A 12,121-nucleotide genomic window follows, 5' to 3' on the forward strand; every position below is an offset into this window, starting at 1 on the left:
CAGGCGGGCCGTTGCAGAATCGTTACCTTGCGCCTGGGGCAACCTCCCGACGAGTGTCCTGTTACGGGCGTACGACGACCCGAAAGTCGAACCCATGCTTCAGAACACCCGTGCTCTTCGGCGCGCCCACGCGGCGGCATCCGCTCGCAACGCGATCACGGCCCGCCGCCCCAAGATGATCTTCGGAACCATCGCCGGAGCCGTCCTCGGCCTCGCCGTCACCGTCGGCGTGGCCGCAGGTCCCGCGGCGGGAGCCGAGATGCCCGACGCCGTCGCCGAGGTCACCTCCTTCGTGACCGGCGGCGAGCCGATGGCGAAGATCGCCGATGACTCGGCGATCACGATCGCACTCGCGCAGGATGCCGTCACCGCGGCGGAGGCGCTCAACGCGGAGGTCGCGGCCTCCGGGCTCGATCTCGGCGCGGACCCCGCGTCGGTCGAGACAGCCGAGCTCACTGCGGATGTCGCACACCTGAGTGGCGATCGCGCATCGATGTCGGCGTTGCTGCTCTCGAGCCTCGCCCTGGAGACGTCGACGGGAACCGACGACGTCATCGCCGACACCGCCGCGCTGAAGAAGTCGCTGACCGCGGCCCAGGAGAAGAAGGCCGCGGATGATGCCGCGAAGGCCGCCGCGGAGAAGGCCGCCGCGGAAGCCGCTGCGCTCGCCCAGGCCAACACGCCCGAGGGGGCCAAGGCCACCGCGCGCCAGATGATGGCCGACAAGTACGGATGGGGCGACGATCAGTTCTCCTGCCTGAACTCGCTGTGGACCAAGGAGTCCGGCTGGAACTACCAGGCGTACAACGCGTCGGGTGGAGCGACCGGCATCCCGCAGGCGCTTCCTGGCAGCAAGATGGCTTCGGCCGGCAGCGACTGGCAGACGAACGCCGCCACGCAGATCGCCTGGGGTCTGGAGTACATCTCCTCCGTCTACGGAGCGCCCTGCAGCGCCTGGGGTCACTCGCAGGCGTCGAACTGGTACTGAGTCGCCTGGCGAACCACCGTCTCGTCGAGACCCACCCCGCATTCGTTGCGGAGGTGGGTCTCGTCGTTTCACGGGGGCCTCGACATGCTCCGAACTGCCTCTAGGCATCGACACCCGAAGCCACTACCGTGAGCGATGACGGCTGGGGGGTCGTGGATCCGAGGAGGACGAATGGACGTCGCGGCGTTGTCGGGCATCCCGCAGCAGGTGTCGACCGGAACGCTCCCGGGGTGGGACAGCGTCGAGGATCACGTCCGCGAGGCGCACCGGCGGTATGCCGGGAACACCGACGGGGCCGTGGCCGATTACATCCCGGTGCTCGCCGAGGTCGACCCCGAGCTGTTCGGACTCGCCGTGATCCAGGTGGACGGTGGACTCCACGACGCGGGCGACGCCCTGCATCCGTTCTCGATCCAGTCGATCTCGAAGATGTTCGTCTATGCCCTCGCCATCCAGGAGCACGGTCACGAGCGCGTGCGGGACATCGTCGGCGTCAACAACACCGGCCTCGCCTTCAACTCGCTGATGGCTCTCGAGCTCAACGGCGGACACCCCATGAATCCGATGGTCAACGCCGGCGCGATCGCGACGACGGGGCTCATGCCGGGGGCGACCGCGGTGGAGCAGTGGGAGCGCGTGCGAGAGGGGCTGTCGGCTTTCGCCGGCCGGCCGCTCAGCCTCGACGGCGTGGTCTACGCCTCCGAAGCCGAGACGAACGAGCGCAACCGCGCGATGGGATGGCTGCTGCGCAGCTACGGTCGACTCGACGGCGACCCGGATGAGGTCGTCGACGTCTACACTCGTCAGTGCGCGCTGAGTGTGACGGCACACGATCTCGCGGTGATGGGGGCGACGCTGGCCGACGGCGGTGTGAATCCCGTCACGGGTGAGCGTGTGGTCTCCGCCGAGGTCTGCCGCGACACCCTCGCCGTCACGGCCTCGACGGGACTCTACGAAGCATCGGGGGAGTGGCTCTTCGAGATCGGGCTTCCGGCCAAGTCGGGGGTGGCAGGAGGCATCGTCGCCGTCGCACCGGGCAAGGGCGCGGTCGCCGGATTCTCGCCCCGTCTCGACGGCGCAGGCAACTCGATCCGCTCCCAGCTGGCGATCGGTCATCTGTCCCGCGCACTGGGGCTCAACCTGTTCGCCTCTGCCCCCGCGCAGACGCGAACCGCGGACTGAGCTCGACGCATCCCACCACGATCAGAGGATCCTCCCATGACACACACCGCCGCCACGGCCACCAAGACATCGTGGATGCCGCTGGTCAGTCTCTTCCTCGCCCAGGTGCTCATGTCGTTCAACGTGGCGGCACTGCCGATCTCGCTGGGCGGCATGGTGAGCGAGTTCGGGGTGCCGCCCACGGTCGCGAGCACCACCATCGTCATGTACGGGCTCGCGGTCGCGGCACTGGTGATGACCGGTGCGAAGCTGGGGCAGCGCGTCGGCTGGGTGCTCATCTTCCGTGTCGTCATCGTGCTCTTCGCCGCGTCATCGGTGCTGATGATCGTGTCTCCGAGCGTGGGGTGGGCCATCGCCGGGCAAGCTGTTGCGGGTGCTGCGGCCGCCATCATCGTCCCGTCGATCGTCGCCCTGATCGCCGAGAACTATCGAGGTGCGCAGCAGGCGACCGCGATCGGTGCGATCGGCTCCGCCCGTGCGATCTCGGGCGTGACGGCGTTCCTCATCGGCGGAACGCTCGGCACGCTCGTCGGCTGGCGTCCGATGTTCTTCATCGTCTTCGGCATCGCGGTGGTGGTCTTCGCCTTCAGCTTCACGCTGCGCGGAGACCGCGGAGACGCCTCGATCCGCATCGATCTGGTCGCCTCGCTGCTCATCGGCGCCGCGATCGTGCTGCTGACGCTCGGTTTCAACAACCTGAACGGATGGGGAGCTGTCGCGGCCACGGATGCGGCGCCGTTCAGCATCCTGGGGCTGTCGCCCGCGCCCGCGTTCATCGTCGTGGGCATCGTGCTCGGCCAGATCTTCTTCGTGTGGACCCGGCGCCGGATGGCCGAGGGCAAGGTGCCTCTGATCGACCTCAGTGTGCTCGACTCGTCGAAGGAGCGGGCGGCGGTGTACGCGATGTTCATCGTCGTGGCTCTCGAAGCGTGCGTGAACTTCACGATCCCGCTGTACATCCAGATCGTGCAGGGACGCACGCCGTTCGACACCTCGCTCGCGATGATGCCGTTCAACCTCACGGTCTTCATCACCGCGACGCTCGTGGTGCGCTTCTACAAGCGCTACCCGCCGCGCGTGATCGGGGTCTTCGGTTTCATCCTCACGACGGTCGCGCTCGTGTGGCTCTCGTTCGTCGTGAACAACAACTGGGAGACGCTTCCCACGATCCTGGGGCTGATCGTCTTCGGCATCGGGCAGGGCGCCCTGGTGACCCTGGTCTTCAACGTGCTGGTGACGGCGGCGCCCGCCGAACTCGCCGGTGACGTCGGATCACTCCGCGGAACGACGCAGAATCTCGCGTCCGCGGTCGGAACCGCACTGGCCGGAGCGTTGCTCGTCTCGCTGCTCGGTCTGAGCATCGGACGCGCCGTCGTGGAGCACCCCGAGCTGCCGCCCGCCCTGGTGGCGCAGGTCGACATGGACAACCTGAACTTCGTCAGCAACGACGACCTCCGTGCGGCGCTCGAGCAGACGGACGCGACCCCCGATCAGATCGACGCCGCGGTGGCGGTGAACGAGGAATCGCGCCTGGGCACGCTTCGCCTCGGACTGCTGCTGCTCGCGGGTCTCAGCGCGGTGGCGATCCTCCCGGCGTCCCGTCTGCCGAAGTACAAGCCGGAGGAGATTCCCGACCCGTCGCCCGCGCCGGCCGGGGACTGACTCAGCGCAGCTCGGAGATCAGCACCGCGCTGGTGCCGGGCACGGTGGCCTCGAACACGTGCGGTGCATCTCCGGCATACGAGAGATAGTCACCCGGGTTCAACAGCACGGGGTCGCCCACCGGTCCGATGTGCGCCTGCCCCGAGATGAGGATGACGTGCTCGGTCGTTCCGGGGTGGTGGGGATCCGAGCGTCGTGGATCTCCGGGTTCCGCCTTGATCACGTAGATGTCCCGACGTGCGCCGGGCGGGCTCGCAGCGAGCAGCGTGGCGCTGTACGCCGCCGCCGCGGACGGTACACCGGCGAGATCGTCGGCGCGGATCAGCGTCGGTGCGTTGGCCTGCTGGTCGACGAGGACGGCGAACGGCACGCCCAGCGCGACGCCGAGAGCCCACAGCGTCTCGACACTGGGGTTGCCCGACCCCGACTCGAGCTGTGAGACCGTCGCCTTCGAGATGCCTGCTCGACGGGCGAGCTCGGAGACCGACAATCCGGCCGTCTCCCTCTCTCTGCGCAAGGTGCGGGCGATGCGGGTGCGGAGGTCGTCCATGTGTTCATCATGTCAAACGATCGTTCGCTTGACTATCCGATCATCAGTGTTCAGAATGATGGTCATGTGTTCACTGCATCGAACGGTGCTCTTTTGAGCGCCGAGCGCGAGGTCTGGCGTGAGGCGCTCGGAGTCGTGCTCGCGACCAGCGCGTACGGGATCTCGTTCGGAGCGTTGGCCGTGGCATCCGGTCTCGATGTCTGGCAGTCCTGCGTCCTCAGCCTGCTGATGTTCACGGGCGGCTCGCAGTTCGCCTTCGTCGGGGTCTTCGCCGCCGGGGGAGTCGCGGCCCTTCCGTCGGCGATCGCGTCAGCCGTACTGCTCGGGGTGCGCAACGTCGCCTATGGCATGCGGATGTCGCCGATCGTCGGCACGACCCCGGCGAGGAGGGTCGCCGCGGCGCACTTCACGATCGACGAGTCGACCGCCGTGGCGATATCGCAGAGTGATCCACGGCTCCGTCAGATCGGATTCTGGGTCACGGGGATCGGCATCTTCGTGGGGTGGAATGTCACCACCCTGATCGGTGCGCTCGTCGGCGACGTGCTCGGCGATCCGAAGACCTGGGGGCTGGATGGGGCGGCGGCGGCGGCCTTCCTCGCTCTGCTGTGGCCTCGGCTCAAGCAGCGTCAGGCGATCGCCGTCGGGGTGGCCGCAGCGGTGGTGGCCGCATCGCTCACACCGTTCATCATGCCGGGTCTGCCGGTGCTGGTCGCCGCGCTCGTGGCGATCTTCGTCGGATGGTTCAACTGGCTCGGGCGAGACACGCCGGTCGGCGAGCAGAACTCGGAGGGGGAGAGATGAGCGTCTGGAGCGCGATCCTTCTGGCGGCGCTGATCTGCCTCGCCCTCAAAGCGGTCGGATACCTCGTTCCGCCCAAGGTGCTGGAGGCGCCCCGACCCGCACGCATCTCGGATCTGCTCACCGTCGCTCTCCTCGCGGCTCTGGTCGCCGTGCAGACCCTCGGCGCGGGTCAGGCCGTGGTCGTCGATGCGCGAGTGCCTGCGCTGCTCGTCGCCGCGGGGCTGCTGTGGTTGCGTCAGTCATTCCTCGTCGTGGTCTTCGCCGCGGCCGCGGTGGCCGCCGTGCTTCGCCTGCTGGGCCTCGCCTCCTGATCTCGTTCGCCGGTGACCACGCGTAGGATCGTCTCGTGCGTATCGGATGGATCTCCCGGGTGCTCTCCTGGATCGCCGCGGCCCTGGTCGGCGGCGTCTTCGGCGTCGCCGGCACGATTGGCCACAGTCTCATGTGGGGGCCGATCCCGGCGGGGCTGATCGTGGGTGCGATCGCGTGCGGCGCGATCCTCGTGGCGATTCGCGCGCTCACTCACGATCGGGGTGCGACGCTTGCCGCGGGGCTCGGGATGGTCGGGATGCTGCTTCTGATCTCGGGGGTCGGCCCCGGAGGTTCTGTGGTCGTCGAGGACACGCTCAGCGGCCGCATCTGGATCTACCTGGTCGCCGGCCTCGTGCTGCTGGCCGTGGCCTGGCCGTCTTTCTCGCGTCTTCCTGTGCGCACCGTGGCCGCAGAGCGCGACGCGGCGCCGGCGTCGGCTCCCATCACGGAGGTGCCGGGCGTGACCGGTGAGACCCGCCTGGGCGATCGGACGGGTCGCGAGTCGTAGACTGAGGGGGTGACGTATGTGATCGCCCTCCCGTGCGTCGATGTCAAGGATCGCGCCTGCATCGACGAGTGCCCCGTTGACTGTATCTACGAGGGCGAACGCTCGCTGTACATCCACCCCGACGAGTGCGTCGACTGCGGGGCCTGCGAGCCGGTCTGCCCGGTCGAGGCGATCTACTACGAGGATGACCTGCCCGACGAGTGGCAGGACTACTACAAGGCCAACGTCGAGTTCTTCGACGAGGTCGGATCTCCCGGCGGTGCGGCCAAGGTCGGCGTCATCGCGCATGACCACCCGATCATCGCCGCCCTGCCGCCTCAGGGCGAGTAGTCCGTGAGCGTCCGCGACCTCGCCGACTACCCCTGGGATGCGGTCGTCCCGTACCGTGAGCGCGCCGCGTTGCACCCGAACGGGATCGTCGATCTCTCCGTCGGCTCGCCCGTCGACCCGACACCCGCGCTGATCTGTCGGGCACTGGCCGAGGCGACCGATGCGCACGCCTACCCGCAGACGGTCGGCACGCCGGTGCTTCGCGAAGCGATCGTCGACTGGTACGCGCGCCGCAGGGGAGTGCCCGATCTCACGGTCGCCAACGTGCTTCCGACGATCGGATCCAAGGAGCTCGTCGCCCTGCTCCCGACGCTTCTCGGGCTCGGCGAGGGTGACATCGTCGTGCATCCGCGCATCGCCTACCCGACGTATGAGGTGGGCGCTCGAGTGGTCGGCGCGACGCCCCTGGCCGCGGATGACCCGGCCGAGTGGCCCGAGGGCACCAAGCTCATCTGGATCAACACGCCGGGCAACCCCGACGGGCGCACCTGGACGGTCGACGAGCTCGCCGTGGCGGTCCGTCGTGCTCGTGAGCTCGGAGCGGTGCTCGCCAGTGACGAGTGCTACGCCGAGCTCGGCTGGGACGGTCGTTGGGCGAGCGAGCCCATTCCGTCGATCCTCGATCCGCGTGTGACGGACGGCAGCAGGGCGAATCTGCTCAGCGTCTACTCGCTGAGCAAGCAGTCGAACCTCGCGGGTTACCGCGCGGCTTTCGTGGCCGGGTGCGCGCGCATCGTCGGTGAACTGCTCACGGCGCGCAAGCATCTGGGACTGATGCCGCCAGAGCCCGTGCAGCACGCGATGGCCGTCGCCCTGGGCGACGATGAGCACGTCGCGGCGCAGAAGGAGCTGTACCGCCAACGGCGCGACACTCTTCGTCCAGCCCTCGAGGCCGCGGGCTTCCGCATCGACGGCTCCGAAGCGGGGCTGTACCTGTGGGCGACCGAGGGGCAGGACGCCTGGGCGAGCATCGCGAGGCTCGCCGATCTCGGCATCCTCGCAGGCCCCGGCCCCTTCTACGGCCCGTACTCGACCCAGCACGTGCGTCTCGCTCTGACTGCTCCGTCTGAGCGGATCGCCGAGGGCGCTCGTCGCCTGCACGCCCAGGCTCTGTAGGTTCCCTCCTCGGCGCCACCTTTCTTTTGTTCGATGTCACAGTAGGCCGGTGTGCCTACTAGGCTGTAAAGGCGATTCGGTCATGTATCGATGATCTCGATCCGACCTGGTGCACAGCGCCGTGACATCGCCACATCCGACTTGATGAAGATCCATGAGGAGGCCCGCGTGAGCGCAGCGGCAGAGCAGCAGGCGACGGCGAAGCTGACGATCGGCGAGACCACTGCGGAGTTCCCGCTCGTGCGCGGCACGGCAGGGACTGACAGCATCGACTTCTCGACGCTGACCCGCCAGACCGGCTACACGGGCCTCGACTACGGGTTCGTCAACACGGCGTCGACGAAGTCCGCGATCACGTTCATCGACGGCGACAAGGGCATCCTGCGCTATCGCGGGTACCCGATCGAGCAGCTCGCGGGCTCGACCAGCTACCTCGAGGTCGCGTGGCTCCTCATCTACGGCGAGCTGCCGTCGGCGGCCGAGCTCGCGGAATTCGACGAGAAGATCCGTCGGCACACGCTGCTGCACGAAGACCTCAAGCGCTTCTTCTCGGCTCTGCCGCACACGGCGCACCCGATGTCGGTGCTGTCGTCGGCGGTCGCGGCACTCTCGACCTACTACGAGGGCCAGACCGACCCGCACAACCCCGAGCACGTCGAGCTCAACATGATCCGCATGCTCGCCAAGCTTCCGGTCATCGCTGCGTACGCGCACAAGAAGAGCGTGGGCCAGGCCTTCCTCTACCCCGACAACTCGCTCGGGTTCGTCGAGAACTTCCTCAAGCTCAACTTCGGCGTGCACTCCGAGGAGTACCAGGTCAACCCGGTGATGTCGAAGGCGCTCGAGCTCCTTCTGATCCTGCACGAGGACCACGAGCAGAACGCCTCGACCTCGACCGTGCGCCTGGTCGGCTCGACCGGTGCGAACCAGTTCGCCTCGATCTCGGCCGGCATCCAGGCCCTCTCCGGCCCCCTGCACGGCGGTGCGAACGAAGCCGTCCTCACGATGCTGGGCCAGATCCGCGACTCCGGCCAGAGCGTGTCTCGCTTCGTGGAGCGAGTGAAGAACAAGGAGGAGGGCGTGAAGCTGATGGGCTTCGGGCACCGGGTCTACAAGAACTACGACCCTCGCGCCAAGCTCGTCAAGGAGGCCGCGGGCGAGGTGCTCGCAGAACTCGGCGTCACCGATCCGCTGCTCGACCTCGCACAGGAGCTCGAGGAGCTCGCCCTCGCCGACGACTACTTCAAGGAGCGTCGTCTGTACCCGAACGTCGACTTCTACACCGGCGTGATCTACAAGGCGATGGGCTTCCCGACGCGCATGTTCACCGTGCTGTTCGCCATCGGCCGTCTGCCCGGCTGGCTCGCGCAGTGGCGTGAGCTGCAGCTCGACCCGCAGACCAAGATCGGTCGCCCGCAGCAGCTCTACACGGGTTCGCCCGAGCGCACGTTCCAGACCCGCTGATCCGACGCGCGATGCCCGTCGTCAGCGCAGAGGCCGTCGTTCCGGTCGACCCGGCGACGGCCTTCGCGGTCTCGCAGACGACGGGAGCGGTGCGCAGGCGCTGGGACCCCTTCATCAGCGAGCAGCATTTTCTCGACGGCGCGGAGGTGGCGGCCAAGGACGTGCGGACGTTCACTCGGCAGCGATTCGGCTTCTCGATGGTGAGCAGATACGTGTCCTACGCCCCGCCGCGCAACGTCGGCATGGTCATGGAGACCGGGCCGTGGTTCTTCACCAAGCTCGGCGGCGGCTGGCGCTTCACCGAGGTGCCGGACGGCACGCTCGCCGTGTGGAAGTACAACTTCTCGTGCTGCCCCACGTGGATCGCTCCGATCGCCGAATGGATCGGCGTGCGCGTTCTCGGCTTCGAGATCAGACGCCGTCTGGCGGGATTCGTACGCGGATGCTCGGACCCTCAGGTGCTCGAGGAAGTACGGCGCACCCCGCACTGAGCCTGGACTGAAACGACGAACGGGTGCCTCGATGCCTGAGCATCGACGCACCCGCCGTGTCGTGTGTGGGTCAGCGGCCCTGTGAACCGCGACCGCGGCCGCCCTGACCGCCCGAGCGGGACTGGCCGCCCTGGCCGCCCTGACGGGACCCGGCCTGCGCACCCTGTCCCTGGCCGCCCTGACCGGAGCGGGGACGGCGGCTGCGACGCGACGGCGGGTTCGCTGCGGAGTTCCGCTCGCCACCGGCCGGACGCTGCTTCGGGGCCTGACGCTGCTGCTGCTGCTGAACCGGCGCCGGGCGCACGTGCGGGGCGCGCTCGGGCACGAGCTCGGTGACGGCATCCGACGTGACCGGCTCGAGAGCGGCCGAGATGGCAGCCTTGCGGAGGAGATCCTTCACATCGCGACGCTGCTCGGGCAGGACCACCGTGACGACCGTTCCTGCTGCGCCGGCGCGAGCCGTGCGGCCCGAGCGGTGCAGGTACGCCTTGTGCTCCATGGGCGGGTCGACGTGGACGACGAGGTCGACGTTGTCGACGTGCACGCCGCGGGCGGCGACGTCGGTCGCGACGAGAACGCGCACTCCGCCGTCCGCAGGATCGGACGAGAAAGCGCCGAGGTTGCGCTCGCGGGCGTTCTGCGACAGGTTGCCGTGCAGATCGACGGCCGGGATGCCGGCGGCGGTGAGCTGCTTCGCGAGCTTCTTGGCCTGGTGCTTCGTGCGCGTGAAGAGGATGCGGCGACCCGTGCCCGAAGCGAGGTCGCGCACGAGCGTGGTCTTGTTGTCGGTCGAGTCGACCACGAGCACGCGGTGCGTCATCTCGCCGACCGGAACGCTCTCTTCGTCGACCTCGTGGCTCACGGCGTTCGAGAGGAAGCGGCGGGCGAGAGTGTCGATGCCGCGGTCGAGGGTCGCGCTGAACAGCAGGCGCTGACCGCCCGCAGGAGTCGCGGTGAGGATGCGGGTGACGCCGGGCAGGAAGCCGAGGTCGGCCATGTGGTCGGCCTCGTCAAGCACGGTGACCTCGACGGCGTCGAGCTGCACGACCCGCTGCTTCATGAGGTCTTCGAGGCGGCCGGGGCACGCCACGACGATGTCGACGCCGTTGCGCATCGCCTGCTCCTGCGGGCGCTGGCTGACACCGCCGAAGACGGTGGTGACGCGCAGGCCCTTGGCCTCGGCGAGCGGCGCGATGGTCGCGGCGATCTGAGTGGCGAGCTCACGGGTCGGTGCGAGCACCAGACCGCGAGGGTGGTTCGGGCGGCTCTTGCGCGACGAGGCCGCGAGGCGCGAGACGAGGGGAAGCGCGAACGCGATCGTCTTGCCGCTGCCCGTGCGTCCGCGGCCGAGGAGGTCGCGGCCGGCGAGGGAGTCGGGGAGGGTGTCGCGCTGAATCGCGAACGCCTCCGTCTTGCCGTCCTTCGAGAGGACGGCGGCGAGGTCGGCGGGCACGCCGAGATCGAGGAAGGAAGTCATGAAGTATCTCCGAGAATGCACGCACGAACCATCGGGCCGGGTGCGGGAAGGTGGGCGACGGCGCGGGATCGCGCATCGTTTCGCCGTTCGAAATGGCCAGAACCAGGCAAGTGGCGCGGGAGCGTGTCGACGACGCAGACGTCTCGCATCGCGAGGAGCGTCGATCCGACACTATCACGCGTCAGGAGGAGAAGCCTGGGACGTCGCCCGCCACAGCGCGTCGCGCGGTCAGGCGTGCAGCGCTTCGTTGAGGGTCACGCCGACGCCGGCGCGCCGGACCGCCTCGACCGCTCCGCTGAGCGAGTTGCGGCGGAACAGCAGCCCGTCCTGTCCCGAGAGCTCGGCGGCCTTCACCGTCTTCTTGCCGCCCTCGGCGGTGGTCGGGCCGTCGACGAGGACGACCTTGGTGCCCGCAGTGACGTAGAGACCGGCCTCGACCACGCAGTCGTCGCCGAGCGAGATGCCGATGCCGGCGTTCGCTCCGAGCAGCGTGCGCGAACCGATCGACACACGGTGTGCGCCGCCTCCCGACAGAGTGCCCATGATCGACGAGCCCCCGCCGATGTCGCTGCCGTCGCCCACGACGACGCCCTGCGAGATGCGGCCTTCGACCATCGACGAGCCGAGCGTACCGGCGTTGAAGTTCACGAAGCCCTCGTGCATCACGGTCGTGCCGGGGGAGAGGTGCGCACCGAGCCGGACGCGTGAGGCATCGGCGATGCGGACACCTGCCGGCTGCACGTAGTCGCTGAGTCGGGGGAACTTGTCGAGTCCCTGCACCTGGATGCCGGCGCGCTGCAGCTGCGGACGCAGCCGGGCCGCGTCATCGGGATGAACAGGGCCGGCGTTCGTCCAGGCCACGTTCGGCAGGTGCGAGAAGATGCCGTCGAGGTTGAGCTCGTTCGGACGCACCACCAGGTGCGACAGAGCGTGCAGACGCAGGTAGGCGTCGACGGTCGATGCCGGTGCGGCATCGAGGTCGATCTGCAGTCGGACCGTCTCGACGGTGACGTTGCGGCGCTCGTCGGGTCCGGCCAGAGCCTCGAGGCTGACGAGCGCGACAGCGGCGTCTCCGGCCGACGGTGCGTCGGTGAGCACTTCGGGGAACCAGGCGTCCAGCACGGTGCCGTCGCCGGCGATCGTCGAAAGTCCGGTACCCCACACGGTGCGCGCCTCAGTCATGACTCCACGCTATCGCGACGAGATGTGCGCGATCGCACAGATGTCGGGGTAAGTA

General features: G+C 68.5%; 13 protein-coding genes. 10 read left to right on the forward strand and 3 right to left on the reverse strand.

What is annotated here, in order from left to right; all coding sequences use genetic code 11:
* Nucleotides 1-94: 94 nt before the first annotated feature.
* The 3 genes from ACTJKH_RS15355 (at nt 95) to ACTJKH_RS15365 (ending at nt 3,832) form a co-directional block, all read left to right on the forward strand.
* On the forward strand, nt 95-988 hold the full coding sequence (locus tag ACTJKH_RS15355; protein ID WP_440737619.1) for a phospholipase: 894 nt from the start codon (nt 95-97) through the stop codon (nt 986-988).
* A gap of 171 nt (nt 989-1,159) precedes the next feature.
* Nucleotides 1,160-2,170 (forward strand): glutaminase A, encoded by a 1,011-nt coding sequence (glsA, locus tag ACTJKH_RS15360; protein ID WP_440737620.1) that lies wholly within the window; start codon nt 1,160-1,162, stop codon nt 2,168-2,170.
* Nucleotides 2,171-2,206: 36 nt separating this feature from the next.
* Nucleotides 2,207-3,832 (forward strand): MFS transporter, encoded by a 1,626-nt coding sequence (locus ACTJKH_RS15365; RefSeq protein WP_259159871.1) that lies wholly within the window; start codon nt 2,207-2,209, stop codon nt 3,830-3,832.
* 1 nt (nt 3,833) lies between these two features.
* Here ACTJKH_RS15365 and ACTJKH_RS15370 read toward each other — a convergent pair whose 3' ends face one another.
* On the reverse strand, nt 3,834-4,382 hold the full coding sequence (locus ACTJKH_RS15370) for a helix-turn-helix domain-containing protein (protein WP_440737621.1): 549 nt from the start codon (nt 4,380-4,382) through the stop codon (nt 3,834-3,836).
* Between the two features lie 93 nt (nt 4,383-4,475).
* On the opposite strand from ACTJKH_RS15370, the gene ACTJKH_RS15375 reads away from it, so the two are divergent.
* The 7 genes from ACTJKH_RS15375 (at nt 4,476) to ACTJKH_RS15405 (ending at nt 9,407) form a co-directional block, all read left to right on the forward strand.
* Complete coding sequence (locus tag ACTJKH_RS15375; RefSeq protein ID WP_440737672.1) at nt 4,476-5,186, forward strand: AzlC family ABC transporter permease; 711 nt, start codon at nt 4,476-4,478, stop codon at nt 5,184-5,186.
* Entirely contained in the window at nt 5,183-5,497 is a 315-nt protein-coding gene (locus ACTJKH_RS15380; RefSeq protein WP_440737622.1) for an AzlD domain-containing protein, read from the forward strand. The genes ACTJKH_RS15375 and ACTJKH_RS15380 overlap by 4 nt, the downstream gene beginning before the upstream one ends.
* Before the next feature lie 35 nt (nt 5,498-5,532).
* Nucleotides 5,533-6,006, forward strand: coding sequence for a histidinol dehydrogenase (locus ACTJKH_RS15385; RefSeq protein ID WP_440737623.1), 474 nt, complete (start codon nt 5,533-5,535; stop codon nt 6,004-6,006).
* Nucleotides 6,007-6,015: 9 nt separating this feature from the next.
* Nucleotides 6,016-6,336 (forward strand): ferredoxin, encoded by a 321-nt coding sequence (gene fdxA / locus ACTJKH_RS15390; protein WP_042542002.1) that lies wholly within the window; start codon nt 6,016-6,018, stop codon nt 6,334-6,336.
* A 3-nt stretch (nt 6,337-6,339) separates the two neighbouring features.
* Nucleotides 6,340-7,452 (forward strand): succinyldiaminopimelate transaminase, encoded by a 1,113-nt coding sequence (gene dapC / locus ACTJKH_RS15395; RefSeq protein ID WP_440737624.1) that lies wholly within the window; start codon nt 6,340-6,342, stop codon nt 7,450-7,452.
* A 144-nt stretch (nt 7,453-7,596) separates the two neighbouring features.
* Nucleotides 7,597-8,916 (forward strand): citrate synthase, encoded by a 1,320-nt coding sequence (locus ACTJKH_RS15400; RefSeq protein WP_157534228.1) that lies wholly within the window; start codon nt 7,597-7,599, stop codon nt 8,914-8,916.
* 11 nt (nt 8,917-8,927) lie between these two features.
* The gene (locus tag ACTJKH_RS15405) at nt 8,928-9,407 is read left to right on the forward strand and encodes an SRPBCC family protein (protein ID WP_440737625.1); all 480 of its coding nucleotides are present in this window, start codon (nt 8,928-8,930) and stop codon (nt 9,405-9,407) included.
* A gap of 70 nt (nt 9,408-9,477) precedes the next feature.
* Here the strand turns inward: ACTJKH_RS15405 and ACTJKH_RS15410 are convergent, their stop codons facing one another.
* Both ACTJKH_RS15410 and dapD read right to left on the reverse strand, forming a co-directional pair.
* Nucleotides 9,478-10,884, reverse strand: coding sequence for a DEAD/DEAH box helicase (locus tag ACTJKH_RS15410; protein ID WP_440737626.1), 1,407 nt, complete (start codon nt 10,882-10,884; stop codon nt 9,478-9,480).
* A 228-nt stretch (nt 10,885-11,112) separates the two neighbouring features.
* Nucleotides 11,113-12,066, reverse strand: coding sequence for a 2,3,4,5-tetrahydropyridine-2,6-dicarboxylate N-succinyltransferase (gene dapD / locus ACTJKH_RS15415; protein ID WP_440737627.1), 954 nt, complete (start codon nt 12,064-12,066; stop codon nt 11,113-11,115).
* Nucleotides 12,067-12,121: the final 55 nt, after the last annotated feature.

The sequence above is a fragment of the Microbacterium sp. 22215 genome, assembly GCF_052045655.1.
In the GTDB taxonomy this organism is placed as follows: domain Bacteria; phylum Actinomycetota; class Actinomycetes; order Actinomycetales; family Microbacteriaceae; genus Microbacterium; species Microbacterium phyllosphaerae.

Coding starts and splice junctions, on each gene's coding strand:
- ACTJKH_RS15355 (WP_440737619.1), top strand. CDS start 95: ATGCTTCAGAACACCCGTGCTCTTCGGCGCGCCCACGCGGCGGCATCC.
- glsA (WP_440737620.1), top strand. CDS start 1,160: ATGGACGTCGCGGCGTTGTCGGGCATCCCGCAGCAGGTGTCGACCGGA.
- ACTJKH_RS15365 (WP_259159871.1), top strand. CDS start 2,207: ATGACACACACCGCCGCCACGGCCACCAAGACATCGTGGATGCCGCTG.
- ACTJKH_RS15370 (WP_440737621.1), bottom strand. CDS start 4,382: ATGGACGACCTCCGCACCCGCATCGCCCGCACCTTGCGCAGAGAGAGG.
- ACTJKH_RS15380 (WP_440737622.1), top strand. CDS start 5,183: ATGAGCGTCTGGAGCGCGATCCTTCTGGCGGCGCTGATCTGCCTCGCC.
- ACTJKH_RS15400 (WP_157534228.1), top strand. CDS start 7,597: ATGAAGATCCATGAGGAGGCCCGCGTGAGCGCAGCGGCAGAGCAGCAG.
- ACTJKH_RS15405 (WP_440737625.1), top strand. CDS start 8,928: ATGCCCGTCGTCAGCGCAGAGGCCGTCGTTCCGGTCGACCCGGCGACG.
- ACTJKH_RS15410 (WP_440737626.1), bottom strand. CDS start 10,884: ATGACTTCCTTCCTCGATCTCGGCGTGCCCGCCGACCTCGCCGCCGTC.
- dapD (WP_440737627.1), bottom strand. CDS start 12,066: ATGACTGAGGCGCGCACCGTGTGGGGTACCGGACTTTCGACGATCGCC.